Source organism: Streptomyces sp. NBC_01216, from assembly GCF_035994945.1.
GTDB lineage: Bacteria > Actinomycetota > Actinomycetes > Streptomycetales > Streptomycetaceae > Streptomyces.
Genome location: NZ_CP108677.1, coordinates 161,746 through 188,397 on the forward strand (window position 1 = coordinate 161,746; position 26,652 = coordinate 188,397).

The following is a 26,652-nucleotide window of genomic DNA, read 5'->3' on the forward strand; positions in this document are numbered from 1 at the left end:
GTGGTCGAGGTGGCCGGTCGGGACAGGGGAACGTTCGATGAGTACGTGTCAGGGGACCAGGACGACCTTGCCGGAGACGGTGCCGGACTCGGCCAGCCGCAGCGCCTCGGCAGCCTCGACGAGCGGCAGTCGGGCGGCGATACGGGCCGTGACCTCACCACGGCGCACGGCCGCGAAAACCTCGGCGAGATCGGCGCCCGACCGAGCCCGGAAACGATCCCCACCCAGCACCCGGCCGGCCCAGATGTTGTAGAAGTGGGCGCGGCGTCCATTGGGCAGGGTGTTCCAGAGCCAGGTGCGGGCGAGGATCTTCAGGACGGGCCACTGCTTGGAGCCGGTGTCGTCGCGGGTGGAGGCGCTGCCGTAGGAGACGAGGGTGCCGCCGGGGGCGAGCAGGTGCCAGGAGTCGACGACGCTCCGGCCGCCGACGTGGTCGAAGACGGCGTCGACCCCGCCGGGTGCCAGTTCGCGGACCCGCGTGGGCACGTCGCCGGCACGGTAGTCGACCGGGAGTACTGCCAGTTCCCGCAGGGCTTCGTGGTGTCGGGCGGAGGCGGTGCCGATGACCTTCACGCCCGCCGCGCGGGCGAGCTGGACCAGGACCGAGCCGACACCGCCGCTGGCGCCGTGCACCAGGACGGTCTGTCCGGCCCGTACCCGGGCCTTGCGGTGCAGCATCTGCCAGGCGGTGATGCCGTTGACCACGACGGTCTCGGCCTCGGCGGCCGTGAGGCCCTCCGGGACTCGGACCGCGTCGTCGGCGTCGACGACGACGTGGCTGGCCCACCCGCCGACCTTCACCAGCGCGGCCACCCGCTGCCCGGTCAGGGCCGGGTCGACGCCCTCGCCGGTGGTCAGCACCCGGCCGACCAGGTCATAGCCGGGTACGAACGGGAAGGCCGGCTGGTCGTAGTAGCGTCCGCGGCGCATCTGCTGCTCGGCGAACGAGACGCCGGTCGCCTCCATGGCGACCACGATCTGCCCCCGGCCCGCCTCCGGAACGGCACTCTCGTGGATTTCCAGGCCCTCCGGCTCCACGATGCCCGGCAGGACGACCTCGATGCGACGTTCGGTGCTCATGACCGCCTCTTCCTCCTAGATACTTTCGCGTTCGTTAGAAGTTATAGCGCGACCAGGTCGCGAGAGTCAAGAACGATGGTGATAACCTCTAACCATCAAAGAGTGAAGAGAACGGAAGGCGGGTCATGAGCGAACCGGACACAAGGACACCGAGGGAGCGATACCGGGCGCAGGTGCAGGAGGAGATCAAGCGGCACGCCTGGGGGCAGATCGCCACCGCCGGCGCCTCCGCGCTGTCCCTCAACGCCATCGCCAAGCAGATGGGCATGAGCGGGCCGGCCCTCTACCGGTACTTCGCCAACCGCGACGAGCTGATCACCGAACTCGTCAAGGACGCCTACCGCGGCCTGGCCGACACCTTCGCCGCCCGCGTCGAGGCCGGCGCCGACCTCGACGACCTGGCGGACGCACTGCGCAGGTGGGCCCTGGACAACCCCCAGCGGTACTTCCTGCTCTACGGCACTCCCGTGCCCGGGTACCGAGCGCCCGGGGACACCACGCGCATCGCCGACGAGATCATGGCGCACCTCCTCGACGTCTGCGCCGCCGGGCAGCCGACCACCACGCCGCACCCACTCGACAGCCACGTCGCCGAGCACCGCGACGGGACCGACGAACGCCCGGCCCCGTCGCGGACGACCGGCAGCCGGGCCCTCGCCTTCTGGACCCGCCTGCACGGCGTCCTCTCACTCGAACTCGCCGGACACTTCACCGGCATGGGACTCGACCCCGCCGAGCTCTACGCCGACGAGGTGCGAGCACTCGGGGACCAGTGGGGCTGACACCGCGCTGCCGGCCGAGGCGAAGCAGCACCACACCAACGTCGACGGCGGCCCGCTTCGGGAGACCGCCCCCTGCACCCAGGGTGGTTCCACGCTCGCCGCTCCCGGGCCGGAGCGTGCGGCGAGGCGACGGCGCAGGCGTCCAGCCACGGACAGCGCGTCTTCGCCACCGGGCCCCTTTCGGGCACCGGCGCCGACGCCGTGTGTCCGGAAGCAGGGTGGAGAGCCTGACGCCGGAGCTCGGCGTGCGTACGCGTCCGGCACGGTGGGGACCGCCGGCGAGGCGGGCACGTGCCGATCTCCGCAACGCCCGGGGTGTTCGGCCCGGTTCGCGGCGTCAGGCTATAGTGCCCTCGGCGATCTCCACTGCGATCACCATCGAACCACTCCGAAGACGGCCCAAGCGGTCGGGCCGACGCAAAAGATGACAACGTTGCCCAGTACACGAGTTACCCCCCCGGTCGCGGCGCGGAAGACGGCGATCTCCCCTCGGCACGCTGCGCGCCGGGCCCGGGAGTGCCGCGCACCGACGAACGAGGCACGGTGTAACCTGCCCGGCTCCCGTCCGTTTTCCCCTCCGGTGCTGGTCACAGGAGACGGCCGAGCAGCCACCGCCGGGACCGGGAATCCAGCGGCGCATCCTCATCGGCCGGAGACGCCGTACACGGGGGTACGGCCGCCGAGCGTCGGCGTAGCCCCTTCTTCGCGCGGCGTCCCCCGTCGGCCCGTTCTCCCCGAGAGGTACCCGCGTCCATGGCCGAGTCCCCCTTCAGCATCCTGTCCGAGAGCTTCGGCGCCGCACCCGATCGGTACTTCAGCCGGCTGAGGGAGCAGTCGCCGGTGCACTACGAGCCGTCGATCGACAGCTACTTCCTCTCCCGCTACCGCGATGTGAAGCGGGTGCTGACCGACCATGAGGCGTTCACCACCGAGACGTTGCAGACGCGCGCCGAGCCGGTGATGCGCGGGCCGGTCCTCGCCCAGATGACCGGGGCGGAGCACACCGCCAAGCGGAAGGCAGTCGTCCGGTTCTTCACCGGGGAAGCGCTGCGGCATCAGGTACGCGCGATCCGGGCCAACGCCGCCGAGCTCGTCGCGCCCTTCCTGACCCGCGGGGAGATGGACCTCGTCAACGACTTCGGCAAGCCCCTGGCCGTTCAGGTGACGCTGGAGGTCCTCGGCCTGGACAAGCGGGACTGGCGGCGGGTCTCCGGGTGGCTCGACGGGGTCACCGAGTTCATCACCAGTGTCGCCCTCACAGCCGAGCGGCGCCGACACTGTCTGGAGCGCGCCTCCGCGCTGGAAGGCTACCTCGTCCCGATCATCGAGGAGCGTCGCCGCCGCCCCGGCGAGGATCTGATATCGGCCCTCTGCGCGGTCGAGTTCGACGATGTCGTCATGAGCAACCGGGACGTCACCGCGCTGATCACCAATGTTCTGGTGGCCGCCGTGGAACCCGCCGACAAGACCCTCGGCCTCCTCTTCCGACACCTGATCGAGCATCCCGGTCAGCTGGCGGAGGTCCGCAGGGATCCCGCCCTGCTGCCCGCCGCGATCGCTGAGACGCTGCGCTACACGCCGCCGGTGCAGCTCATACCCCGGCATGCGGAGAACGAGGTCGTGCTCGCCGGCACCCCCATCCCGGCCGGCGCCACCGTCTTCTGCATGATCGGCGCCGCCAACCGTGACCCCGACGCGTTCAGCGCCCCGGACACCTTCGACATCCATCGCTCGGACCTGGGCACCGCCCGCTCCTTCACCGCCGCCGCCCAGCACCTGTCCTTCGGCAGCGGACTCCACCAATGCGTCGGCACGGCCTTCGCGCGGGCGGAGATCGAGACGGTGGCCGCGTTGCTGATCCCCCTGCTCGACCAGGTCCGCTACAGCCCGGGTTTCCGCTACCGGGAGACAGGCATCTACACGCGCGGCCCCGCCGCCCTTCGGCTGGACTTCACCGCTTCCACGAAAGCGCTCGCGGCCCGTCCCTGACCGCTACCCTCACCCGGCTCCCCGGGCCGGGCCTCGCCCTTGACCACCACAGCCACGACCACCCGTACCTCCGGGAGGAGCACGCGATGACGCCGACCGACATCACCCGCGCGATCAACGACCTGCTGTTCACTCCGGGCCTCGATCTCGACACGGCCCTCGAGCGTCATTTCAGCACCGACTACCGCCAGCGCACCGACGGCGTGTGGAGCGACCGGTCCGCCTTCGCCCAGCACATCGACCGCCTCCGGTCCCTGATCCACAGCGGACACGTCGAGGTGCACGACGAGTTCCGCGACGGTCCACGCTACGCCGACCGTCACACCGTCACCCTCACGCTCCGCGACGGCCGTACCTCCCGCACCGAGGTGTACCTCTTCGGCCGCTTCGCTCCCGACGGACGCTTCGAGAGCGTCGAGGAGACCACCCTCCTGCTGTCCGGCAACGCCGAGGACAGGAAACTGGGATCGGTCAGATGACACCGAAAGAAACGTTCAGGCTGAATCGGGCCGCTCCGTCCGCCCCTCCGGGCGGTCCGGGTCCCCACGCGTCTGGACACCGCGGCGCAGGCCCCCACCGCGTCCACGACCGCCCGGCGGTTCCACCGGCCGCCGGCATGCCGGGTGCACCCGGCGCCCCGGTCAGAGGCCGCGCCTCGGTGGCCGCCCGCGCGGACCGACGCCGCGGCGATCGCGCCAGGCCCGAGGGCCTGACGCGAGGCCAGGCCGCCGAGGCGGCTCGCACCCGGCCCCGTCACCGCACAGAGGAAGGACCGTCATGGCGTCCGTCGAGAAGAGACTGAGCAGCGCACGTGTCCGGTTCTTCATCGCCCGGGAGGAGGAACTCGACCGCTTCGCCAAGGCCTTGGCCGGTGACGCGCAGGCGCCGTTCGCCTTCTGGCTCTTCGGACCGGGTGGCATCGGCAAGTCGACACTGCTGCGTCGCCTGGCCGACGACACGCGTGCCGAGGACCGGCCGCTCCTGGAGATCGACGGCCGCTTCGTGAGCCGCGACCCCGCCGATTTCGAACGTCTCGCCCGTCCTTTCCTGGAGGTACCCGGCACCGTCCTGTTCATCGACTCCTTCGAGCACTGCCAGTGGCTGGAGAGCTGGCTGTGGCAGCGGTTCCTGCCCCGCGCCGCCGACGACACCCTGGTGGTCCTGGCCGGCCGCCACGCACCGCAGCCCCAGTGGACCGCCGACCCGGCCTGGGCCGGGCTGCTGCACGTCCGTGAACTCGAACCGTTCTCCGCGGAGCAGGCCCGGAACATGCTGGCCACCGCGCAGGTGCCGCCCCCCTTGCGGGAGCGGATACGGCGGTTCGCGGGGGGCAACCCCCTGGCCCTGTCCCTCGCGACCGCCGCCAAGGCGGCGGACTGGAACCGGGAGGAGGTCTGGTCGCCCTCCGCCGACGTCCTGCGCACCCTGCTGTCAGGCCTGATCGGGGAGGTACCGAGCCCGGCCCACCGCCGTGCCCTGGAGGTGGCGGCCCAGTCCTACTCGACCTCCGAGGAGCTGCTCGCCGCGGTGCTCCCCGACGAGGACGCCCACCGGCTCTTCGACTGGCTCAGGAACCTGCCCTTCATGGAGCCCACCCACCGCGGGCTGCACCCGCACGACGCCGCACGCGAGACGCTCTCCGCCGACCTGCGCTGGCGTGCCCCCCACGCATTCCTGACGATGCGCCAACGACTCGCTGACGAGTACCTGCGTCTGCTGCGCGAGGCACCCGACGAAGAACGGGTGTGGACCGTCACCGACGAACTCTTCTACCTCTTCCGCGAAGGAGAGATCGTGGCGCGCCTGCGCACCTGGTCCCGTGAGGACGAGGTGCACGACCGGCCCCTCCACCCGGACGACCTGGACGTGGTGCTGCGCATGGCCGAGCAGACCGAGGGACCGGAGTCCGCCGCGCTGGTGCGCTACTGGGCACGACGCCAGCCACAGGCGTTCAGCGTGTACCGGCTGGTGAGCACCGGCAGGATCGTGGCGTTCACCGCCCGCCTCGCCCTGCCCGCTCCCGCCGACCCCGAGGACCTGGCCACCGATCCCGTGGTGGCGGCCGCCTGGTCGTACGCCGACGCCACCGCACCGGTGCGTTCCGGCGAGCACATCGGCATCAGCCGCTTCTCGGTCTACCCCGAGCGCTACCAGGTTCCGTCACGCGTCATCGACCTGAGCAGTTCCCGCGCGCAGGCGGAATCCGCCCGCGCCGTCGGACGCGCCTACGGCTTCGCCGTCTGGCAGGACGCCGAGACGTGGTCCGCGCGCGTCCGGGGCAGTCTCGCCGATACCGGTGCGCGGCCTCGGGTCGGCGCGCATACGTACGGCGTGTTCGCCGTCGACTGGCGCCAGGTGCCCGTGGAGACCTGGCTGCGTCACTTCATCGCGGACACCTCCATCCCCACCCAGGCCGGGCCGTCCGGCGTCTCGCGCGACATGTTCGACCAAGCCGTACGCGAGGCCCTCGCGCACTGGCGCGACAAGGGCGCCTTCGCCGCCTGCGCCCTGACGCGCACCCGTCTGGCGGCCGATCTCGGCGAACCCGCCGAGGAACTGCGCACCCTGCTCCGCCAGGCCGTGGACGACCTCGCGCACGACCCGCGCGGGGTGCGTGCCCGCGACGCTCTGACGGCCGGCTATTTCTCCGGTGCGCCCACCCAGGAGGCGGCCGCCCGCCGCCTGGGCTTGCCGTACGGCACCTACCGGCGCCACCTGCGCCAGGGTCTGGACCTGCTCAGCGAGGCGCTGTGGCAGCAGGAGTTGCACGGGCCCCGGTGACCGCGAGGAACCGGGAGCCGGTCGTATCGCCCTTGGAACGAGTGAGCAGGGGTGGACAGTGATGGACAGTGCCCGCCCGCTCCCGGCCTGGCAGGTGGACAGCGGTCGAGCCGAGTCTGTGTGCCATGAACGTCGGACGCACGCCGAGGGATTCGGCAGCCGCAGCGGGTCACCGGCCGAGCGTGCTGATCGCCGCGCGTGCCGTCCAGGGACTCGCCGCATCGGCGCTCGCCCCGGCCCTCGCTCGCCCCGGCCTTGGCCCGGTTCCCCTCCGAACCCGGGCGCGGCGAGGCGCTGGGTATATGGGGTGCGGTCACCGGGGCCGGCGGAGCGGGCGGCGTCCTGCTGGGAGGGGCCCTCACCCAGACGTGGGGGTGGCCCTGGATCTTCCACTCGGTCGCCCTCGGATCGGTGCTCGTCCTGGCCTTCGTGTCGGCCGCGGTCCCGCCTGGGGCCGGGCGAGGAGCGGGACGCGCTGCCGGGCGAGCGGCCGGGCGAACGGTCGGGCGAACGGTCGGGCGGTTCGATCTGACAGGCACCATCACCGTCACTCTCGCCCCGACGTGCCTGGTGGGGTGCCTGGCCACCGCGCGGAAATCCGGCTGGACGGAGGCAGAATGCTGGGCGCCGTGAGCTCCGCCGCCGTCCTCCTGGCGGCCTTCGCCGTGATCGAGGTCCACCGGCGGGACGCCCCGGTGTCGCCGCGGCTGCTCACCACCGGCCGGTGGCCGCCGGAGGGACGGTCCCAGCGGAGGCGTCACCGGCATCCACGTGCTGGCCGTTCGAACAGACCGGCGACCACGCCATCGTCCGCATCGAGGAGTCCTGGAGCGGTGCCCCGGTCGTCGCCGCTCCCGCCGCTCCGGGCAAGGCATCCACTACTCGCCGCTGGGGAGCTGGATCGGTCGACTCAGGACCCGTGCCGAGCAGGGTGTCTGACTCCCTGTCGCCACCCCGCGGTCGCCCGTGCACCGAAAGGTTCCCACCATGACCTCCTCCCAGCCGTACCTGACCGGCCACTACACTCCGGTCGCCGATGAGATCACCGTCACCGGTCTGACCGTCGACGGCAGCCTGCCGCCGGAACTGACCGGCCGCCTGCTACGCAACGGCCACAACCCCAAGCCGGGTGTGACCCCCGCGCACTGGTTCAAGGGCAGCGGCATGGTCCACGGCATCCGCCTGCGTGATGGGCGGGCCGAGTGGTACCGCAACCGGTGGGTCCACACTCCCGCCCTGGACGGCGCCCCCTACATGACCCCACACGGGCCGGACTTGACCGTCAGCACGGCCGGCACCCACGTCATCGAGCACGCCGGACGGCTGCTCGCCCTGTGCGAAGCGAACCTGCCCTTCGAACTCACCCGGACACTGGACACCGTCGGCGCCTATGACTTCCACGGAAAGCTGCGCACCGCGATGACCGCTCATCCCAAAGAGGACCCGGTGACCGGCGAACTCCACTTCTTCGGCTCCTCGCCCTTCCCTCCGTTCCTCACCTACCACGTCGCGGACGCCAAGGGCGAGATCGTCCACAGCGCGGAGGTGCCCGGCGCCACCGCAGCCCTCAAGCACGACTTCGCCGTCACCCGGCACCACGTGGTCTTCGTCGAGGGCAACGTCACCTTCGACCCGACCGATCGGTCCGGCATCCCCTACGGCTGGAGCGACCGGCAGCAGGCGCGCATCGGCATCCTGCCGCGCGGCGCCGACGGCGCCCGGCTCGTCCGCTGGTTCTCCATCGAGCCGGGAAACATGCCGCACATCGCCAACGCCTACGAGGACGGCCAGGGCCGCGTCGTCCTGGAAGGCCCCGCCGTGGACCGAGAGGGTTTCCGGCTCTCGTGGAACTGGTGGACCGGCGCACCCGGCCGCGGGGCCGAGCCCACCTCCCGCTCCTACACCCGCCGCTGGATCGTGAACCCGGTGGCCGGCAGCGTGGACGAACAGATCATCGACGACCTGCCCGTGGAGTTCCCCACCCTCAACGGGAACCGCCTGGGCTCCGAGCACCGCTACCAGTACGCCGTCTCCTTCCCGGACGAGGCGGGCTACGGCGGCTACGGCGTGGTGAAGTACGACCGGACCACGGGCGCCCGCCGCATCCACCAGGCCGGCGACGCCCGCATGCCCGGCGAAGCCGTCTACGTCCCCGCCGCCGGAGCCACACGGGAGGACGACGGCTATCTGCTCACCGTCGTCTCCGACCTCAAACAGGACGCCTCGCAACTCCTCGTCCTCGACGCCTCCGGCCTCGATCGCATCGCCACCGTTCATCTCCCCCGCCGCGTCCCCGCGGGGGTCCACGGCTCGTGGATCCCCGACGACGGCACGACCGACGATCAGAACTGACCCACCGCCGGTCCGAGCGCCTCCGGCACGACCCCACTCGCCCCGATCCCCCGGGCACAGTCCGATGACGCACGAGATATCTCCCGTGGAGAGCACCCCGAGGGCCCGCGGCTGAATCAGCCGTCTACTCGGACATACCCCGACGGTGGCCGTCGCGCGGGATCCGTCGTGGGCGGTCGCGGCTCAACCGGCACGGCTCTGTGTCCAGTCCTCGCGCGGGACGAGGCCGGACCGGCCGCCGCCGGCGTCAGCGCCGGGCGCGCTTGCGTCGGCCGGTCAGCAACAGGAAGGCGCCGAGGGCCAGCAGTGCGGCGCCCGCCGGGGAGCGCGGCCGGTACGCCGCCCGCACTCCCGGTACGCCGAGACCGCGGCCGCTGTGTACCCGGCGGCGTGCCCACCACGCGGTACACGGCAGCAGACCCGGAGGCCGGACGGCACGGTGCCGGATGCCGCGGAAGGCAGGGCAGGGTGAGGCCAGGTCACCAGTCGGTGCGGAAGTGCAGGGGCGGGGTTCGGACGGTCCGCAAGTCGCTCTCCAGATCGCCGGTGCGGCGCGCGTACTCCGGCGGGAGACCGCAGGCTCCGCGACCGACACGCCGTCAGCTCTTTCGATCTGGTGACCGTTGTCCGTGTCCGAGCGTTCCCGCGCTGTTGCTTCTTCCCCTACGGGACCGGTGGTCCGTGCAGGTAGTCCCCCCTCTCGTCGTAGGGCCAGGCGTTGGGATGACAGCCCCGCAATCCCTTGATCTGCTGCATCATGGCCGGTGCCGGCTGGTTCGGACCGGGACAGGTCTCATGGCCCCGGCCGATCTCGTGCCCCACCTCGTGGTTGATGATCAACGCCCGGTATTCCTCTATGGGGCCGTCGAACCGGGGTGAACCCCGCACCCATAGCTTCAGGTTGACCACCACCGAGTGATCGATACGGCAGTTGACGTTTCCCTTGCTGCTCGGCGTGGTCACGTGACAGAGCCGGTCGGTGGTGCCGGGGGTGGCGACGCGCACGGTGAAGTCCACAGGCCCGGACGCGACGAGCCGGAACCCGTACGCGGGGTTCCTGGTCCATCCCCGCCGGTCCCCGAGGACCGCGGCGACCGTCCGGGCGGCCTCGTCCGGATCGAGCGCGACGCCGTCCTCCACCTCCACCCGGTAGGTGCGGGCGCGCCCGCGCCCCTGCCGTTCGCCGGCGACGCGCGAGGCGGAGAAGGTGCCCGGTCCGTTCCGCGGCACGGGCACGGAGGGCGCGGGCCCGGAGCTCTCCGCCGGCGGAGTCGTATCCGGTGCGGCCGTCGGAACTGTCGGAACCGTCCGGCCCGGAGTCACCGGCGGGGTGCGGGAGGGGGTCGTGCCGGGCGGTTCCGCAGGCGGTGCGGACCGCGCCGCCCCGTCCTCCTGTCGCTGCGACACGGCCACACCGCCCGCACCGAGGAGCAGCGCGGCCACCGTGGTCAGCAGAACCCTTCTGTTGCGTCTTCGCCGGCGCCTTGCGGCTGTACGGGTGGTGCGAGAAGCGCGTCGGTTCATGGTGCCGTTCGCCGATGTCGAAGGAGGTACCCACGGACAAGATCGTGTTCTTGAAGGCCGCGGAGCCGTTTCCGCGGGAGCCCGCCGGGATGTACCCGCGGCCGCCCGTGAAACTGGTTCCGTGTACATGTGGAGGGTGTTATCCGTCGTGCGGTTCCGGTGGGAGGCGGTGTTGCTGTCGACCTTCTGGCGAGCCCAGCTCGGTGAGGCGTCCCCCGGAGTGTGGACACGGGGACTCGTGCCGCGCGTGTGAGCGTACGTGCTCTCCGCTGTTGTTGTTCGCATTCGGGTGCTGAGAGGTAGGGGCCTTCCCCGGAAGCGTGGACACTGTTCGCCACGCGGCACCGGCCGGCGTAACTGATCGCCGTTCAAAGGCGATCGGGCTGAGGCGGCCAAGCCTTTCGCTCCGTCAGGTGTTGTGGCGGGTGACCCACCGGAACACGACGAGACGGGCCGCACCCACCCCTGACCAGCGTTCCTTTCCTTGCGGGGTCTCCCTCCGACGGGCAGATACGTGATGTCGCCGACGAACTCGGTGTTCGGCCCGCCCGCGGTGAACTCACGCGGCAGCGGGCCCAGCCCCTGCTGGAGTACTGATGCCGCAACCGCAGGTGGGGTCGTGGCCGCGTCGTTGGTGGTGGCAGCGGCGGGCTTGGGCCTGACTGCGGCGCCGGATGTGCGACCGGTCCGGCCCGGTCCCGAGGAGCTTGAACGTCGGCCTTCGCAACCCGTTTCGACGCCCCGGCGTCCAACTGCATGACGAACGAGTGCGATCACCAGGGAGGGCACGTGGCGAAGAAGAACCTGACGGCGGACGCGGCGGAGGAGAGGGACCGCGAGAAGTGGATGGCGCGTTTCCAGGTACGGCTGGCCATGCAGCCGGGCGTGGACCGGGCCGTCGTGCTCCAGGCGGTCAAGGAGGTCACGGCCCACTGCGGGGACACGGGAGAGCACCCGCAGAGGGCCTTCGGCGACCCGGACGCCTACGCCGTACAGGCCGCCGCGCGGCTGGTACCGGCGGACAGGGCGGCGCGCACGAGGCGGCAGGACGCCGTGGTGGAGGCGCTCGGCTCCGCACTCAAGAAGGCCGGGGACGTCGCCGGTCTGTGACTGGTCGAAGTGACGTCCGCCCGGGCCGGGCGGCCCCATCGACGGGGCCGCACCGCGCTGGTTCGAGCGGTACCTCGACCCGGGAGAGGGCCTCTGCCTGCCGAGCGGCCAGGACGCCGCTTGTGACCCCTGGCCTGTGCAAGCAGCTCTCATGATGGAGGGAGCGGCGGAGCTGCCGGAGCCGGTTGGTGTGCCGTGTCGGCCGCCGTCACTCCCTCCAGGCGAGGTGGTGACGGCGACCGGCGGTGCGGGCCTGGTTCAGGTGGTGCATACGGTGCCGGGGGCGGGGAGTTCCCCGGTGGTCAGGTAGTGGTTGGTGGCTTTCTGGACGCACTCGGATGCCAGGAACATGCTGTAGTCGTCTCCTTCGTGGGCGAGGACGACGCTGCCGGGCAGCTGGGCGGCCATGGCCGCACCCGCCTGGAACGGTGCGAGGGCCTGGTGGGTGGACTGGAGGACCAGTGCGGGCGGAGCGCCGTGGATCGGGGCGCCCGCTGTGACGGTCTGGGCCGGGGTGGGCCAGCCGAGGCAGCCGGCGATGGCCTTGTAGGAGCGCACGGCACCGCCGAGGTGCGGGGATACCCGGGCGAGAGCCTTCCCCAGACGGGCCAGCTGGGCGAAAGTGCGCACAGGGCGGGCGGTGTCGAGACAGGCGGGCACCTGTACCTGGACCGGGTCGAGGGTGTCGTCCGGGTTGATGGTGAAGTCGGTCGAGTCACCCGACTGAGCCTTGACGATGGCGTTCGCGAAGTCCGGCCAGGTCCGTCCGGACAGGGTCAGGTAGTCCTGGGTGGCCTCACGGATGTCCTCACCGCTCAGCGGCTGGTGGGCCCTGCCCCCGGTCGGGATCGGGGCGCGGTCCGCACGGGCGACGAGGGCGTCGTACTCGGCCGCGGCGTCCTTGCCGTGCAGCGCGCAGTCCTTCGACGTGGCGCACCACGCGGTGAAGCGGTTGAAAGCCGTCTCGGCGGTGGCCGCCTCCTGGGTGACCCGGGTGAGAGGCGAGACGGTGTCGTCCAGAGCGGTGTCGAGGACCATGGTGCGCAGCCTGCCGGGGAACAGCTTGGCGTAGGTGCGCCCGAGCAGCGTGCTGTAGTGGATGCCGTACCAGTTCAGCTGCTTTTCGCCCAGCCCGATCCGCACCGCCTCGAAGTCCCGTGCGGTGCTGGTCTGGTCGACGTGGGCGGTGAGCCGGCCGTTCCGGCGCCCACAGTCCTCGGCGAAGGCCCGGTTGTGGTTCACCAGCGCCTTGAACGCGGCCTTGTCCTTCGGGAAGTGGCTCACTGAGGCGGGCTTGAGCGGTTTCGCGCAGAGGATCGGCGTGCTGTGCCCCACTCCACGCGGGTCCACCGCGACCACGTCGAAGTTCTGGGTCATGGCACCGGCGAAAGACGGGAAGTGGATGTGCATCGCCAGTCGCAACTGCTCGATGGAGGAACCGCCGGCTCCGTCGTTGAGAAGCAGGGTGCCCTGACGGTGCGCCTGGTCATCCGCCGGACGGCGGACCATGGCAAGGGTGGTGCTCCCGGCGCGGGGGCGGGACCAGTCCACCGGAACCTGAAGCGATCCGCACTGCATGCCCGCGAAATCAGTGTCCGCGCAAGGACGCCAGCTGATAGCGCTCGCGGATTGCCGGTAGTCGGCGTTCTCCGTCGTCGCGAGCGCCGGTACGGCGATGGTGGCTGTGAGCGCGGAGAGGACCGCGACGGTCCAGGCTGCGGTCTTACGGGTTCTTGTCATGGCGACTTTCCTTGGTCGGGGCCTCGTCCTGTGCGGATTCAAGGCGTTGTTCCGGGTGCTGTGGAGCGTTGTTCCGGGTGCTCGGGGAGGAGACGGGCGAGCTGAACCGGTGAGTGTTCGGGAGCGTCGTCTCACGGGGTGGGCGGGGTCCAGTCGGCGGGCAGGCCGGACTGGGAGAGGACGGAGTTGAGGCTGTAGTAGTCCTGGTCGGAGGCGATCCGGTGGTGGGCGTCGAGGTCGAGGAGGGTTGCCATCGGCACGGCGAACGGCTTGGGCGCACCTTTCAGGTGGCCGGAGTAGACCGATTCGACGGTGATGTGGTCACCGTCGCGGTGGGTGGCCTTCACCGTGACGTGGACGTCGTCGATGAGGCTGTCGGTGCGGGCCTTCCAGCCGGAGACGTCCTGGCGGCCGTGGAAGGTGACGCCCAGGCCCTGGTCGGTGTAGGTGCCGTCCGCGGTGAACAGGTCGCCGAGCGCTTGGGGGTCGGCGCCGTTCCAGGCGGCGGCCCACGCGGTGACGGCCTTCGGCGGGCGCTCCTGGTCGGGCCACGCGACGGCGGCGGTGGTGCCGAGTACGGCGCAGACGGCCGTGGCGCTGATCAGCACGGTCGGGATACGGCGCGGGCTGGACTTCATGATGGGGCTCCTTCGAGTGGCGACTGTGGTCGAGGTGGCCGGTCGGGACAGGGGAACGTTCGATGAGTACGTGTCAGGGGACCAGGACGACCTTGCCGGAGACGGTGCCGGACTCGGCCAGCCGCAGCGCCTCGGCAGCCTCGACGAGCGGCAGTCGGGCGGCGATACGGGCCGTGACCTCACCACGGCGCACGGCCGCGAAAACCTCGGCGAGATCGGCGCCCGACCGAGCCCGGAAACGATCCCCACCCAGCACCCGGCCGGGGCGGAGATCGACTCACGGGCCGGGCAGCTGCCCCGGCGGTGCGTCGTCGCTGTCGATCAGCCCTCGGCGGCCTCCAAGGCGGTGTCGGGGATCCAGGACCCGTGAATGCCGGCGGTCACACGGCGGGGCAGGTGAACGGTGGCGATCCGGTCGAGGCCTACGGCGTCCAGGACCAGCAGCTGTGAGGCGTCCTGCTTGAGGTCGGAGACGACGGTGAGGAGATAGCCGTCGTCCTCGTTGGTGGCACCGGCGGCGGGAACGAACACCGCTTCACTGGGCAGCCGGGCATCGCCGATCTGGTGGATGCGGCGGGCGCCGGTGGCGCGGTCGTACTTGACGACGCCGTAGCCGCCGAAGCCTTCCTGGTCCGGGAAGGACACCGCGTACTGGTAGCGGTGCTCGACACCGAGACGGTCCTCGTTGAGGGTCGGGAACTCCACCGCGAGGTCATCGATGATCTGCTCGTCGACCGTGCCGGCCACCGCGTCGATCACCCAGCGGCGCATGTAGGAGCGGGTGTTGGGCTCGGCGCCGCGGCCGGGCGCGCCGACCCACCAGTTCCACGAGAGCCGGAACCCCTCGCGGTCCACGGTGGGGCCTTCCAGGACGATGCGTCCCTGGCCGTCCTCATAGGCGTTGGCCGCGTGCAGCATGTTGCCGGGTTCGACGGAGTACCAGCGGATGTGCTGGGCACCTTCGCCTCCCCGGGGCATGACGCCGATGCGGGGCGGCCACTCGTCGCTCCAGCCGTACGGAATGCCGGAGTGCTCGGCGGGGTCGAAGGTGACGTTGCCTTCGATGAAGACCACGTGGTGGCGGGTGATGGCGAAGTCGTGCTTGAGAGAGGCGGTCGCTCCTGGGACCTCGGCGCTGTGGACGACCTCGCCCTTGGCGTCCGCGACGTAGTACGTCAGGAACGGCGGGAACGGTGAGGAGCCGAAGAAGTGGAGCTCTCCGGTCACCGGATCGACTTTGGGGTGCGCGGTCATGGCGGTGTTCACCCGGCCGTTGAAGTCATGGGCGCCGACCGTCTCCAGGCTCCGGGTGAGCTCGAAGGGCAGGTTGGCCTCACAGAGGGCCAACAGGCGGCCGGCGTGCTCGATGACATGGGTGCCGGCGGTGCTCGCGGTCAGGTCGGGCCCCCTGTCGGTCATGTAGGGGGCGCCGTCCAGGGCGGGAGTGTGGACCCACCGGTTGCGATACCACTCGGCACGGCCCTCGCGGAGCCGGATCCCGTGGACCATGCCGCTGCCCTTGAACCAGTGCGTCGGGGTGACGCCGGGCTTGGGGTTGTGGCTGTTGCGGATCAGGCGGCCGGTCAGCTCCGGGGGAAGGCTGCCTTCGACGGACAGATTGGTCGCGGTGATCTCATCGGTGACGGGGGTGTAGTGGCCGGTCAGGTAAGGCTTCGTAGCAGCCATGGCAGAGAACTCCCTCAGTGGATGCGAGGTGCGAGACGTGCGAGGTGTGTGGTGCACGGTGTGATGTTCGTCAGGCAAGTTGTTCCGAACGGGTCTTGAGGTGGGTGAGCCAGTTCTCCAGGGAGTCGTGAAGGGCCCTGCCGAGGTGGTCGGTCGCGGCGTCGACCGGTGCGCCGCTCCAGGACTCCTCGGTGCGGACGATGACGTGATCGCCGACCTGCTCGAATGTCCACACGTGGACGCCGGTGATGCCGTTGGCGGGACCGCCCCAGACGATCCGCTCGCCGGGGACCAGTTCGTGCACGGTGGAGGTGATCTCCAGGCCGTGGGTGCGCCAGCGGAAGGAGTCGCCTGGCACCAGCAGACCGTTGAGTTCGGCCTGGTCGATGTCCGTGTTCCAGGTGGGCCAGGCGGCGATGTCGGTGTGCAGGTCCCACACCGTCGCGAGCGGGGCGTTGATCACGATGCTCAGACGGACACGGACGGGGGCGGTCTCGTCGATGGTGAACATGACTGCGGGTTCCTCTCTCTGGATGACACGTTTCGGTGAAGCGGCTGATCCATGGCGCGGCTGGTCCGTCGATTCGGCCTGATCCGGATTTCCGGCGGTTCAGGCGGGTCGCGGGCCGGAAGCAGGGCCGGGTGTGGAAGCACCGGCCGTGGCGGTGATGGTGGTTGTGGTCCGCTGGCTGATGCGGCGGGTGAGGAACTGTGCGAGAAGGGCTGTCAAGGCCAGGACCCCGGCGGCGACGGTGAAGGCCGCGCGGTAGCCGGCGGTGAGGGCCTCCGGATGGGGTTGGCGGGTGGCCGCGTGGGCGGTGACGGAGCCGGCCAGGGTGGTGAGGGCGGCGAGGCCGATCGCGCCTCCGACCTGGCGGGTGGTGTTCACCAGCCCGCCGGCCAGCCCCGCGTCCTGTCGCGGAACGCCCTCCACGGCGAATGCGGTGAGCTGCACGAAGGCGATGCTCAGACCGAGGCCGATCAGGATGCTCGGGCCGAGGACGTCGGCGAGGTAGCTCCCGTCGGCGCTGATCCGTGACAGCCACAGCAGCCCGGCCGCCTCGGTGAGCAGGGCCGCCGTCACGGTCGCGGGGCCGCCGATGCGCCGGGAGATGCGAGGCGCCAGGGCGGCGCCGAGCATATTGGCTCCGGCGAGGGGGAGTTGGCCTGCACCGGTGACCAAGGGATTCGATCCGAGTACCAGTTGCTGATAAAGCGGCAGGAAGAAGAACAGGGCGATCCAAACAGACCCGAGCAGCGCCATGAGCAGGTTGCCCGCCGCGACCCTGCCGGTGGTGAACAGCCGCGGTGGCATCAGCGCGTCCGGTCGGCGAAGCTCGATCACCACGAAGGCACCGAGCAACGCGACGGCACCGAGGAGGGCCCCGAGGACCCGGGCGTCCGCCCAGCCGGCCCCGCGTGCGGTGGTCAATCCCCAGACCAGGCAGGTCAGGGCGAGTGTGACGGTGGCAGTCCCCAGCAGGTCGAACCGCCCGGCGTTCCGGCCGGCCGTCGCCCGTGGCACGAGGGTCGCCACGGCGACCAGGACCAGCGCCGCCCCGAGCGCGACGGCGTGGAAGATCCAGGGCCAGCCCCATGCCTGGGTGAGCAGACCGCCCAGCAGGACGCCGCCCGCCCCTCCCGCGCCGGAGACCGCGCCCCACACGCCCAAGGCCCGGCCACGCCCGGGGCCGGACGGATACAGGTCCATCGTCAGAGCGAGCGCGGCTGGGGCGATGGCGGCGGCTCCGAGGCCCTGTACGGCGCGGGCCGCGATCAGCACGCCCGGGGAGGCGGCCACGCCGGCCGCCAGCGAGGACACCGCGAACAGCGCGAGGCCGGCCATCAGCACCCGGCGGCGCCCGAGCAGGTCGGCCGTCCGTCCACCCGCCAGGAGCAGCGCACCGAACGCGAGGCCGTAGGCGTTGACCACCCACGTGGTGCCGCCGTCCGACAGGCCCACACCGGCACGAATCTGGGGCAGTGCCACGTTCACGATCGAGGTGGCGAGCATGACGGTGAACTGGGCCGCGGCGAGTGCCGCGAGCACGGCCGCCGGCCGAGGTGTCGGGGGCATCCGGCCCTTTTGTATGCGTCGGAGGTTCATGACGCAGAGCTTCGTGCCGAGCGCCGCCCACTTTCCAGGCCCGGCAGGCGCGGACACTGCCCACTCCTGTCCGCACCTGTCCGCCCGGCCCTGCCGGAGCCAGGCCCCTCACTGAGCCTTCGCCACCTTGAAGACGCAGGTCAAAGGGCTGGTGTGACCGGTCCTCGGGGTACTCGTGCTGGTCGTGGGCGGGAGACCACGGAGAAGATCACCCGTCAGCGGTTGAACTCGCCCAGTACAGCGCGGCCGCCTTCGCCGACGTCTGCCGCCGGCACGGCATCCGCCGCAGCATGGGCCGGGTCGGCTCGAGCTGTTCCGCTGGCTTTCGTACCGCCACCTGCGCCGTCGCCACTCCGAGCTCGGCTACCTCACACCAGCCGAGTTCGAACAACGACTGATCACGACACGTACGCGGTCACTCGTCGCATGAAACCCGGTGTCCGCTCCCAGGGATCAACCTCATGCTCGGCCTCGCCCGCCATCCCCACCTCGCTCTTGCCGGATAGCGGGGGAGAACGAGAAGCCCAGCCACAGAGCTGCCTGCCTCAGCTATTCGATCATTGCCGGACAAGCCTCAGCTAACGGGCGCTGCCGATCGTGCGGTCGACGCTGGAGCCCTGGAGCATCAGGGTGGTCTCCTCGATGCGGCTGAACCGGCCGTCAGCTGCCAGGTCGGCGAACACGTACACCTCCATGCGCACGCTCGTGCCGTCCTTCTTCGTGATGTGGGCGGTGTGCCGGTCGGCGTACCTGCTGCCGTCGTACAGCTCCTCGTGGACCTCGACATGGCCGTCGGCGACGAGGGTGCGCAGGTGAGCGATGTGCTCCAGGAACTCGGTGCGGTCCGCCCACACCCCGTCGGTGCGCTGGCGGTACTCCGGGGTGAAGTGGCGGTCGGCTGCCTCCCGCGGGGTGAGGTCGCCGTTGAAGAGCAGGTCGGTCAGAGCGGCCTTGATACCGGTGCGGGTCATGGGACTTCCTTTCGATAGATACGCACAGGAATGCGTGCGTCGCGCACGCTTCTTCTTGACCGTAGCAGCAAGTGCGTGCGCCACGCACGCTATTGTTGGGGAGTGGAGAAAGAAGTAGGACACGAGATCGCGGACGCGCTGGGCATCCTGCTGCGGCGCACCACCCGCACGAAGCTGCACAGGAAGCTGACCGAAGGCATGGGCGAGGCGGTGGACGAGCTCACTTACCCCGTGCTCAGCGCACTCGACCGGACCGGGCCCTGCAGCGCGGCCGACCTGGCGCCCGACGTGGGGCTCGACCGATCCGGCGTCACGCGCCGGGCCTCCCGGCTGGAGGACGCCGGCCTCATCCGACGCGAACCGGACCCCGTCGACCGGCGCGCGCATCTCCTCGTCCTCACCGAGCAGGGCAGGCTCACCGTGGCCGAACTGCGCGCACGCCTTGCCGCCCACATCATGGCGAGCCTGTCCTCATGGCCACCGGGCGAAGCCCAGGCGTTCGCCCGCCATCTGCGCTGCTTCACACTCGACGGCCCGTTCACCTGACAAGCCGACAGGGCGACACCCGACGGGAGCTGTTCGCCACCTGGGCACGTTCCCGCGTGCCTGGCCAGGATCCGGGGCCTGCCTCGAACGCCGTCGAGCTGACCGTTGACGAACGATCTGCTCCGCAGACCCTCGCCCACGACCAGCACGAGACTTCTGATGAGGGGCCTGACGACCGCCCGGCCCGGTGCAACGCCGGACTGGACCGCCGCGAGTTCGGTAGAGAGATCTCAGTTGGTGGTGCTGACCAGGGGTTTCGTGGTCGTCAGAAGCCGTATCCTCTGCGCGACGATCAGCCCGTCCTGGACCCGGGGACGGCACCCGCCGCCGCCTTTCCAGCGGATCTCCGCGTCCGGCTCCCCCAGCCACACGAGCGTCGTGTCCGGGGCGACGACCTGCCACAGTTCCAGCACCCGGCGGTGCTCGTCGTCCGTCCAGGCCCGGTGTGACCGGTCGTGCGGGCGAGATCCGGGTGCCCCCTCACGAGGGTGACGCCGTGTCCGCATCGACGGAGGGTGGCGTCCCTCCGTGTCGTGTCCGTCAGGCCCGCGGGCCGGCCACCCGGTGAAGCCAGGTGGCCCGTGTCATCCGGCTCGCTTCGGTCAGCAGGGGCGCACCGGCTGGTGGTTGTGGACGAATCGGGCCGATACCCATCCGTTGAAGCCGTGGATCCGATACCAGACGGGGTTGCCGTCCACCCATCCGCCTCGCTTCTGGCAGTCGAGCAGGATGCGCTGGTGCGGACGGAGCGCCTTGGCGATGTCCGCGGACATCGTGGGCTTGCGCCGCACGTTGAGAGACGCGTCGGAGACCACTTCACCGGTCGGGTACTTGGCCGCCGCGGCCATGGGCCGGGGGGTGGGTGCGGCCTGTGCGACTGCCCAGCCGGGGGAGGTGACCGGGCCGGCCCACACAGCGGCACCGACCATGAACACGAGTGCTGTCTTCTTCATGTCTTGGCTTCTTTCCCTCAGGCCGGCGCCGGGGGCGCGCCGGTGGGCGTGAACGGCCCGACGCCACGCAGCCACTATCCGCACGACCGCTCCGGCCGCCGGGCGGACACGCCCGGCGGCCACCGGATGGGACCATCGCGCGGGTCGGACGCGCACCCATAAGGGTCCTTCGCCGCGGGCAGGAGGGCCGTTCCCGGTCGGAGGAGCGCGGCCGGTACGGCACCCTCTGCGGCGGATGCGACGACGATGAGAACGCTGATCACGCAAGGTGTCGGGGTCACGGAAGCGTGCGTCGCCTGTGGCGGTGTACTGATCCGCGACCTCGGCCAGGTCATCGGTGGGGGACGGCTGAGGCGGGGGAGCTCTCGGGTGCCTGCCAGGCCCGCCCCCTCCTGGTGCGGAGGGGGCAGCGGTATCGCGACTCCCGAGGGGATACGGCAGGCACTCCTCTCGCAACACGGATCTTCCCGTCACGTCCCGCCCCTCCCCCTGCCCCGTTCCATCCCGTGCGGGGGGCCGGTTCAGGTCAGAGGTCAGTCCCACTGTTCGTCCGCGAGGGAGGCGACCGGCTGTGGCTTGCCGATGACGGCCAGGGCGATGAAGAAGTTGACCTGGCCGATCGCGATGGTGAGGGTGGCCAGCGCCTTCTCGTCGTAGTGCCGGGCCGCCTCCGCGTACAGTGCGTCGGGAACCCGCTCCTTGCCGTACGGGGCGGGCTGGAGCGTGGCTTCCACCAGGGCGAGAGCGGCGCGTTCCGCGTCGGTGAAGTACGGCGCGTCCTGCCAGGAGGAGACGGCGGTGATGCGCTCCTCGGTCTCCCCCGCCTTACGCAGGAAGGCGGTGTTCAGGATCGTCAGATAGGTGTTGCCGACGATCTGCCCGGCACGCAGGTGCATCAGACTCATCGTCGCGCGGGGGACGGAACGGTTGCCCGTCGCCCGGAAGAGAGCGGCGCTGACCTCGTGCAGTTCCGGCACGAACTCGGCGGGATTCGGCATCCGGGAGATCGAGACGTCGTTCATGATCGGTGCTCCTTCGCATCGGCCTGTATCGGCGGCTTCACAGCACTGACGGAACGGCCCGCCGAAACGTGACCGAGCCCCCGAAGAATCTTTCCGGCATGCCGTGTGCGTCCCGGGACAGCCGAGCCCTCGGCCCCCGCCGGAGCGGACCGGTACACCTGGTGCCGTGCCCCCGGACCCGGGTGCGGAGGTGCTTCGGCGGCACGGAACCGGTCGGAGGCACGTGCCCGCGCCGGTCCTGGGCCGTAAGGTGTCGGGGCGACGGGCGGAGCGGCGAGAGCCGGCGCACGGCCGCGAGGCGGAGCGCTCACTCGAGGACGGCGGTGGCCTCGATCTCCACCGGTTGGCCGGGGACGTCCAGGCGGCGCCCGTCCCCGACGATCCAGGGACGGCGTGAACTCCGCCCGGGTCAGGGCCGATGGACGGGCCGGTGAAGCGCGGGAGGATATCCGGTGGTGGCCCGGTCGCGCCGATGACAGGGTACGCACCATGCCGCGTCCCATGATCGATCCGGCGAGGATCGAAGCGGTGATCCGCCGTGTGGGCGAGGAGATCGGCCGCGCGTACGATCAGGCTCTCCGAGCCTGCCGGGTGACCTTCGATCGACAGACGGGCGCGGTCTGGTGCGTGCGATCCCAAGGCGCCGGGATGCCGCTACGGGGGAGTCACAGGGGCGTGTCGGCAACGCCGGCAGCGTGCGTGCCAGGGCGTGACCGCCCGGTCAGAGGCCACCCGACGGGCTCTCAGCCGAGAAAGACCCGGCCGCCGCAGACGGGACGTTCGTCCACCCCGTGCACGGAGGAGGAGTTGACGCTCCATCGGTACCCCGCGAAGACCCCGGTGACGTCGTCGGAGTAGAAGATCATGTGGCCGTAGCCGACGCCCGTGCCGTTGTCCCATCCCGTCACCGTCCCCTCCGGGTCGAGGACGGGTGTGAAGCGGGAGTCGGGGAACGCCTGGTAGTTGGCGAGATTTCCGTTGTCCGGGTCGCCGTGCGGCTGGTGGGTGCAGTCGATGATCTCGAAGACGCGCGGTGTGACGTCGCCTGTGAGCTTGGTGTCGACGGCGTGCCGGAAGACACCCTTGGCCTTGCGGATCATGACGATGTGTCCGGTGTAGGGGCTGCCGGGGTCGTCGTAGTCGATCGCGACCAGGTCACCCGGCCTGAGATTGGCCGGCTTGCGGACCCGCTGGATGTGGAGGATGTCCGCGGCGTTCTCGAAACCGGCGCGGTACTGCTCGGCGCTCGGTGCCCATTTCGATGCGTCCGGACCGGGCGGGCCCGGGAAGAAGTTGTCGCGGAAGTACTCCTTCGTCGCCCAGCCGGCGGAGGTACCTTCCCCGTACGCGCGCATCAGCGTTTTCGTCACGAACGTCGAGCACTGCGCCAGGGCCCGGTACTCCTCGGCGCGACCGGGGCCACCCCAGTTCAGGACGGTCGACCTGGTATCGGAAGCCAGTTTGTACTGGTTGCGGTCCGTGTCCCGCGCGTCGGACATCCTCAGATAGTCGATCATCTGCTCCGCTTCCGTCTGATGCGGGAGCGTCGGCAGGTACGGGTCGGCGGCGGGTGCCGGGGGCGACGCGGCGCGTGCGGTACCGGCGGCGGCCAGGGCGCCGCCCGCGGCCAGGCCCGCGCCACCGGTGATCAACGTGCGTCGGCCCAGCCGGGGGAGGCCATTCGAAGGCATGGCGGTGCTCCGATCGGTCGGTGAAGAAGGACGCGGCACCCGGACGAGGTGCTCGGCGCACGCAACGATAGAAGATCGATTCCGCGCCGCCCGGACCGAGGTACAGGGCCGGCCGTTCACCCCGGCATCGCGCCGTTCGCTCGCACGGAGGGCTCCGCCGTCCACGGGGAGCGGCTCCCGAGGGAGTTCTCCCGGGAGGCGGACGCGGCCCGACGGGCGCGGGCGTCCCGCACCGCAGGCGAGCGTGCCACCCCCGAACCCCCGCTCCGCCGCGCTCGGCGATCCGCCCTCTCCGGTCTCGGCCCGACAGGAGCGGGACCGTGCGGGGTTGACATCACCTCAGTTAGTCAGTTGACTAACTGACATGGTTCGAACGCAGACCGGAAAGCGCCCCCGCCTGGTGCAGGCCGCGGCGAAACTCGTGCATGAACAGGGCTTCCATCGGGCGACGCTCGCGGACATCGCCCGAGAGGCGGATGTCCCCCTGGGCAACGTCTACTACTACTTCAAGTCCAAGGACGAACTCGGACAGGCCCTGATAGACGAACAGGCCGAGCTCTACGAGGGCCTGTGCCGGTCGTGGGGGGCGTCCGGCGAGCCCCGCGCGGAGCTGGACTCCTTCATCCTGATGACGCTCGACAGTCGGGACTCGCTCGCGCGCAGCGGGTGCCCCGTGGGCACACTCTGCGCCGAACTCGGCAAGGAGGGAGGTCCGTTGGCCGAGCGGGCGGGCGGAGTCCTCGCGGGCATGCTCGGCTGGCTCACCGAACGCTTCCACGCCCTGGGGAAGGAACGGGAGGAGGCGCGGGCCTTGGCCGTGCACCTGCTGTCGGCTCTGCAGGGAGCCAGCCTGCTGACCCACACCTTCGGTGATCCGCGTCTCGTCGAGGGCGAGGCCGTACGCCTCCGCCGATGGGTGGCCGAGCTGTGAGGCGCACCGCCCGGCGCCCGGTCTCCGGCGCCGCGCCGCCCCTGACCCCTGCGGCGCGCCAGGGCCGGTGGAGCCGTCCGGGTGCCGCCTTCCCCGCCGCCGGACCCGCCGGCCTCGTTCCACGACGGAAAGACAGGGAAGTGATCGCGTGACCGGGCACGACGGCAGGACCCGGGTCCTGGTGACCGGGGCGACCGGATTCCTCGGTGGACAGGTACTCCGTGCGCTGGCGGCCGACCCCAGGGCCGAGCCGGTGGCGGCCTGCCGCACTCCTGAGCGGCTCCCGCCCGGCTTCCCGGGAGAGGTCCGGGCGGGAGACCTGAGGGACGCGGGCTATCGGCGGGCCGTGGTGCGCGACGTGGACGTGGTGTGCCATGCGGGGACGTGGGGGGCCTTCTGGGGCCACGCCCGGCAGGAACAGACACACTTCCTGGACCCCGCCCTCGACCTGCTCGAACAGGCGTGTGCGGCGCGGGTGCGTCGTTTCGTCGTGGCATCGACCGTGGCCGTCGGCACCCCGTCCCAGGACGGCGGGCCGGTGGACGACTTCTCAGCCCTGCGGTACACGGGATTCTGGCCGCACGCGGACAGGCTCATCGACCTGGACCACCACATGCGCGAGGCCGCCGGCCGGGGCACCGGCATGGTCGTCCTGCGGCTGGGGCACTTCGTCGGCGCCGGGAACTCCCTCGGCATGATCCCCGCCCTCGTGCCGCGGCTGCGGTCCCGCATGGTGCCCTGGCTCGCCGGCGGCCGCGCCCGTCTGGCGCTCGTGGCGGACACCGACCTCGGGCAGGGCATGGCCCTGGCGGCGCTGGCCGAGAGCCTGGACCCGTACGAGTCCTTCAACATCTGCGGTCCCGAGTTCCCCACCATGCGGGAGGTCCTGGAGTTCGTCGCGCGGGAGACGGGCCTGCCCCTGCCGCGCTTCAGTGTCCCGTACCGCGCCGGCTACGCCTTCGGTCGTCTGATGGAGGCGCTCCACCCCGTACTTCCGGGCCGGTCCCCGTTCCTGACCCGCTCCCTGGTGCACGTGGCCGAGGACTGGTACTGCGTCGGCGACCGGGCCGCGGAGAAGCTCGGCTACGTGCCGGTGAAGGACTGGCGCACCGCTGTGCGGGAGACCCTCGCGGTACGGGCACCGGACGGATTTCCCTGGCCATCGCTCGCTCAGGAGACAGCGTGAAGAACGTGTCGTCGATTGAGCGGCCCGCCGTGCGGTCCGCCCGCAGACTCACCCCCGGGGACGTGGTGAGCCCGAGGGCCGTGGAGACCATCACCGCGCGGACGACGCGTCTGCCGGACCCGGAATCCCTGGTACATCTCCAGTTCCGGCGTTTCGCGGGATGCCCCGTGTGCAACCTCCACCTCCGGTCGGTGGCCCGGCGCCACGACGAGATCCGCGCCGCCGGCGTGGTCGAGGTGGCGGTGTTCCACTCCCCCGTGGAGGCCATGCTTCCGTACCAGGGAGACCTGCCGTTCGCCACCGTCGCGGACCCGGACAAGAAGCTGTACGTGGCCTTCGGCGTGGAGTCCTCACCACGGGCCCTGCTCGATCCCCGAGCCTGGCCGGCGCTGGTGCGCGGTGCCCTCACCCGTCGGCCGGCCGGCCCTGACGAGGGCGGGGGCGGTCTCGGCCTGCCGGCGGACTTCCTGATCGGACCGGAAGGCGGCATTCGCGAGGTCCGCTACGGTCGGCACGCCGACGACCAGTGGCCGGTGGAGGAGCTCCTGCGCCTCGCCGCCGTCCACCGGTAGGACCGGTGGCGGTGACGGTCCTACCGGGGCCGGACGGCGAGGGAGCCACCGCGTCGCCTCCCGGCCCCGGCGATACCGGGCCGGGAGGCGCGGCGGGCCGCCGGTGGTCCCGCTACAGGTACGGGTCGAAGGGGATGCCCGCCGGTTTGGCCTTCGCCAGATGGGACGCGAAGGAGCCGTCCTTGAGTCCGAAGTGCGCGCTTCCGAAATCGGCCCCGGTGAGCTTGTCCCGTACCGTCGCCGGGTAGCCCGACCAGCCGACGAGCGTGGGGAACTGCCAGGCGCGGTGGTGGTTCTCGGGCGGCTCGTCGTTGCTGTTCGCCGCCCGGAAGCAGTGGGTGCCGATACCGTCCTTGTGATAGACGATCTTGGGGTGGCTGCCGTCCCAGCGGATGCGGTCGCGCGTATGGACGTCGAAGTCGCCGTGCGCGGAGGTCGCGACGTACTCCGCCACGCCGTCCCGTATCCAGACCACCACGTGCTCCCAGTCGTGCCGGTGCCCGCCGAGGCTGATGACGGGGAGGGCCTGGTCCTTCTCGAAGTACAGTGCGTAGATGACGGCACACCAGCCGTTGTTGCACTTCCAGCGGGAATAGCCGTTGGTGTTGTCGAGGTCGGAGGCGTCCCGGCAACCGCCGTTGAGGGCACCGGTGGGCTTGAGTCCGCCGTTCAGGGTTCCGTTCGCCGCGATGGCGGGCGTCGGATAGCAGCCGTCGGTGTCGTAGTCGTAGGCCGGTTGGAACGTCCGCTCGATCGCTTCTGCCTGGCCTGGCAGGGCCGGCGGTGGTGCGGCGAAGGCCGTCTGGGCCACGCCGACGACCAGCGCGAGCGCTGCGCCGACGACCACTAAAGGTCGGGTGATATGCCGGTTCGTCCGCAAAGGAGGGCTCCTGACCGATCGGTTCGGGGGTGGCGGGCGGGCCGCGACCGTCGTCGGCGGATACGCCCGGAGCATCATTCGCGAACCGAGGGCCTCACAGCAAGAGCCCCG

At 70.9% G+C, this 26,652-nt stretch carries 24 protein-coding genes and 2 pseudogenes; 12 read left to right on the top strand and 14 right to left on the bottom strand.

What is annotated here, in order from left to right; genetic code table 11:
- Positions 1-48: 48 nt before the first annotated feature.
- The gene (locus OG393_RS00610) at positions 49-1,080 is read right to left on the bottom strand and encodes a medium chain dehydrogenase/reductase family protein (protein WP_327372506.1); all 1,032 of its coding nucleotides are present in this window, start codon (positions 1,078-1,080) and stop codon (positions 49-51) included.
- Between the two features lie 125 nt (positions 1,081-1,205).
- On the opposite strand from OG393_RS00610, the gene OG393_RS00615 reads away from it, so the two are divergent.
- The 6 genes from OG393_RS00615 to OG393_RS00635 all read left to right on the top strand — a co-directional run bounded on the left by OG393_RS00615 (position 1,206) and on the right by OG393_RS00635 (position 8,984).
- On the top strand, positions 1,206-1,862 hold the full coding sequence (locus OG393_RS00615) for a TetR/AcrR family transcriptional regulator (RefSeq protein WP_327372507.1): 657 nt from the start codon (positions 1,206-1,208) through the stop codon (positions 1,860-1,862).
- Between the two features lie 753 nt (positions 1,863-2,615).
- Positions 2,616-3,851 carry a cytochrome P450, cyclodipeptide synthase-associated gene (locus OG393_RS00620; protein ID WP_327372508.1) on the top strand — a complete coding sequence of 412 codons (1,236 nt, stop codon included), beginning with the start codon at positions 2,616-2,618 and terminating at the stop codon, positions 3,849-3,851.
- Positions 3,852-3,937: 86 nt separating this feature from the next.
- Entirely contained in the window at positions 3,938-4,330 is a 393-nt protein-coding gene (locus tag OG393_RS00625) for a nuclear transport factor 2 family protein (protein WP_327372509.1), read from the top strand.
- Positions 4,331-4,628: 298 nt separating this feature from the next.
- Positions 4,629-6,632, top strand: coding sequence for an ATP-binding protein (locus OG393_RS00630; protein WP_327372510.1), 2,004 nt, complete (start codon positions 4,629-4,631; stop codon positions 6,630-6,632).
- A gap of 198 nt (positions 6,633-6,830) precedes the next feature.
- Complete coding sequence (locus OG393_RS35380; RefSeq protein WP_442817237.1) at positions 6,831-7,265, top strand: MFS transporter; 435 nt, start codon at positions 6,831-6,833, stop codon at positions 7,263-7,265.
- 354 nt (positions 7,266-7,619) lie between these two features.
- Entirely contained in the window at positions 7,620-8,984 is a 1,365-nt protein-coding gene (locus tag OG393_RS00635; RefSeq protein ID WP_327372511.1) for a carotenoid oxygenase family protein, read from the top strand.
- Positions 8,985-9,647: 663 nt separating this feature from the next.
- Here OG393_RS00635 and OG393_RS00640 read toward each other — a convergent pair.
- Entirely contained in the window at positions 9,648-10,214 is a 567-nt protein-coding gene (locus OG393_RS00640; protein WP_327372512.1) for a DUF3152 domain-containing protein, read from the bottom strand.
- A 1,083-nt stretch (positions 10,215-11,297) separates the two neighbouring features.
- Between OG393_RS00640 and OG393_RS00645 the strand changes: the two genes are divergently transcribed.
- Positions 11,298-11,618, top strand: coding sequence for a hypothetical protein (locus tag OG393_RS00645; protein WP_327372513.1), 321 nt, complete (start codon positions 11,298-11,300; stop codon positions 11,616-11,618).
- A 258-nt stretch (positions 11,619-11,876) separates the two neighbouring features.
- Here OG393_RS00645 and OG393_RS00650 read toward each other — a convergent pair whose 3' ends face one another.
- The 6 genes and pseudogenes from OG393_RS00650 to OG393_RS00675 form a co-directional block, all read right to left on the bottom strand.
- Positions 11,877-13,358, bottom strand: a complete 1,482-nt coding sequence (locus tag OG393_RS00650; RefSeq protein ID WP_327372514.1) for an alpha/beta hydrolase — start codon at positions 13,356-13,358, stop codon at positions 11,877-11,879.
- A gap of 131 nt (positions 13,359-13,489) precedes the next feature.
- Entirely contained in the window at positions 13,490-13,996 is a 507-nt protein-coding gene (locus tag OG393_RS00655; protein WP_327372515.1) for a nuclear transport factor 2 family protein, read from the bottom strand.
- 73 nt (positions 13,997-14,069) lie between these two features.
- A pseudogene (locus OG393_RS00660) lies at positions 14,070-14,258 on the bottom strand (zinc-binding dehydrogenase); the annotation flags it as partial.
- Positions 14,259-14,317: 59 nt separating this feature from the next.
- A complete protein-coding gene (locus OG393_RS00665) occupies positions 14,318-15,682 on the bottom strand; it encodes a carotenoid oxygenase family protein (RefSeq protein WP_327372516.1) in 1,365 nt (454 codons plus the stop codon).
- Positions 15,683-15,752: 70 nt separating this feature from the next.
- Positions 15,753-16,193, bottom strand: coding sequence for an SRPBCC family protein (locus tag OG393_RS00670; RefSeq protein WP_327372517.1), 441 nt, complete (start codon positions 16,191-16,193; stop codon positions 15,753-15,755).
- A gap of 99 nt (positions 16,194-16,292) precedes the next feature.
- Positions 16,293-17,759 (bottom strand): MFS transporter, encoded by a 1,467-nt coding sequence (locus tag OG393_RS00675; protein ID WP_327372518.1) that lies wholly within the window; start codon positions 17,757-17,759, stop codon positions 16,293-16,295.
- 260 nt (positions 17,760-18,019) lie between these two features.
- On the opposite strand from OG393_RS00675, the pseudogene OG393_RS00680 reads away from it, so the two are divergent.
- Positions 18,020-18,219 (top strand): annotated as a pseudogene (locus OG393_RS00680) (IS3-like element ISRhosp1 family transposase); the annotation flags it as partial.
- A 148-nt stretch (positions 18,220-18,367) separates the two neighbouring features.
- Here the strand turns inward: OG393_RS00680 and OG393_RS00685 are convergent.
- A complete protein-coding gene (locus tag OG393_RS00685; RefSeq protein WP_327372520.1) occupies positions 18,368-18,760 on the bottom strand; it encodes a nuclear transport factor 2 family protein in 393 nt (130 codons plus the stop codon).
- A gap of 102 nt (positions 18,761-18,862) precedes the next feature.
- Here OG393_RS00685 and OG393_RS00690 point away from each other — a divergent pair, with 102 nt between their 5' ends.
- The gene (locus OG393_RS00690) at positions 18,863-19,306 is read left to right on the top strand and encodes a MarR family winged helix-turn-helix transcriptional regulator (RefSeq protein WP_327372521.1); all 444 of its coding nucleotides are present in this window, start codon (positions 18,863-18,865) and stop codon (positions 19,304-19,306) included.
- A gap of 230 nt (positions 19,307-19,536) precedes the next feature.
- Here OG393_RS00690 and OG393_RS00695 read toward each other — a convergent pair whose 3' ends face one another.
- From OG393_RS00695 to OG393_RS00710, 4 genes are all read right to left on the bottom strand, one after another.
- Positions 19,537-19,812: a hypothetical protein gene (locus tag OG393_RS00695; protein ID WP_327372522.1), complete on the bottom strand. Its 276-nt coding sequence runs from the start codon at positions 19,810-19,812 to the stop codon at positions 19,537-19,539.
- A 96-nt stretch (positions 19,813-19,908) separates the two neighbouring features.
- Positions 19,909-20,259 (bottom strand): SH3 domain-containing protein, encoded by a 351-nt coding sequence (locus tag OG393_RS00700; RefSeq protein WP_327372523.1) that lies wholly within the window; start codon positions 20,257-20,259, stop codon positions 19,909-19,911.
- A 533-nt stretch (positions 20,260-20,792) separates the two neighbouring features.
- Entirely contained in the window at positions 20,793-21,281 is a 489-nt protein-coding gene (locus tag OG393_RS00705) for a carboxymuconolactone decarboxylase family protein (RefSeq protein ID WP_327372524.1), read from the bottom strand.
- A 743-nt stretch (positions 21,282-22,024) separates the two neighbouring features.
- Positions 22,025-22,972, bottom strand: a complete 948-nt coding sequence (locus OG393_RS00710) for a hypothetical protein (protein ID WP_327372525.1) — start codon at positions 22,970-22,972, stop codon at positions 22,025-22,027.
- A 364-nt stretch (positions 22,973-23,336) separates the two neighbouring features.
- On the opposite strand from OG393_RS00710, the gene OG393_RS00715 reads away from it, so the two are divergent.
- From OG393_RS00715 to OG393_RS00725, 3 genes are all read left to right on the top strand, one after another.
- The gene (locus tag OG393_RS00715) at positions 23,337-23,903 is read left to right on the top strand and encodes a TetR/AcrR family transcriptional regulator (RefSeq protein ID WP_327372526.1); all 567 of its coding nucleotides are present in this window, start codon (positions 23,337-23,339) and stop codon (positions 23,901-23,903) included.
- Between the two features lie 148 nt (positions 23,904-24,051).
- Positions 24,052-25,089: an NAD-dependent epimerase/dehydratase family protein gene (locus OG393_RS00720; protein WP_327372527.1), complete on the top strand. Its 1,038-nt coding sequence runs from the start codon at positions 24,052-24,054 to the stop codon at positions 25,087-25,089.
- Positions 25,086-25,661 carry a peroxiredoxin-like family protein gene (locus OG393_RS00725; RefSeq protein ID WP_327372528.1) on the top strand — a complete coding sequence of 192 codons (576 nt, stop codon included), beginning with the start codon at positions 25,086-25,088 and terminating at the stop codon, positions 25,659-25,661. The genes OG393_RS00720 and OG393_RS00725 overlap by 4 nt, the downstream gene beginning before the upstream one ends.
- A gap of 112 nt (positions 25,662-25,773) precedes the next feature.
- Here OG393_RS00725 and OG393_RS00730 read toward each other — a convergent pair whose 3' ends face one another.
- Complete coding sequence (locus tag OG393_RS00730) at positions 25,774-26,616, bottom strand: NPP1 family protein (protein ID WP_442817389.1); 843 nt, start codon at positions 26,614-26,616, stop codon at positions 25,774-25,776.
- Positions 26,617-26,652: the final 36 nt, after the last annotated feature.